Raw genomic sequence first — 840 nt, forward strand, 5'->3', positions numbered from 1 at the left:
GCTCACCCACAGTCACACCGCCTCCACCGACACCATCTACTCCACCAACTCCACCAGCAGAATATCTGGAAGTTATTCAGCTATTAAAAAAGAAGCTTGAGTTGAAAGAAAAACAGTTTTCAGCAATTGAGGACGCTTATAAAGCTATAACTGATGGATCTATAACTACACATCAGGATGCTAAAACTACGAAAGAAATGTATGACAAGCTTTTTTTAAAAGATGTAGGTTCGCTCCACGCAAAAAACTATTCAAATGCATTATATCAAAAGATTCTACAGGATGAAGAAAGGGTTGCTGAGAAACGGCATATGTTGAATGGGCATATTTTAGGGCGTTTACGATACACGTCAACTATGGATAGAGCTATAACTCTACATGCTTTGGACGCATCAGAAAACCGCTTTAAGTATATTTTATCTCTGTTAGACACACTTGAGAGAGCAAAAAATCTGAAAGAGATTGCTGATTTTCAAGCAAATATGGACGGTATATTAGCTATGATCGAAAATGAATCTGTAAAACTCCAAATAGTTGTGCAATTACGTGATGCTGAGTATGCGCTTATAAAAATGCACAGGCACGAATTGGATCTGAAGGCTTTTGACATTGCAAACACAAAAATGCCTACCATAAAATTTCAATAAAGCTTTTTATAATAACATTTTGTATATTATTTTTGTGTGTTCGTAAAAAGAAAAAGTTAATGCATAATACTCAGTTCTCTTTCATAGACTGAGAAGATTTGATCACATTCGATCCATCCTAAAAAAATTCAACGAAGAATGCCTAAAAAGACCATATAAAACATGAAAATTCGTTAAAGAGGAATGCCATGAA

Annotated in this window: 1 protein-coding gene; it reads left to right on the forward strand. The window is 35.1% G+C overall.

All coding sequences use genetic code 11. The features are described from left to right. The coding region (locus FJG96_RS00065; RefSeq protein WP_281278962.1) for a type IV secretion system protein at positions 1-647 on the forward strand (647 nt) is incomplete at its 5' end. Between the last annotated feature and the right edge of the window lie 193 nt (positions 648-840).

Source organism: Bartonella mastomydis (genome assembly GCF_900185775.1).
Taxonomy (GTDB): domain Bacteria; phylum Pseudomonadota; class Alphaproteobacteria; order Rhizobiales; family Rhizobiaceae; genus Bartonella; species Bartonella elizabethae.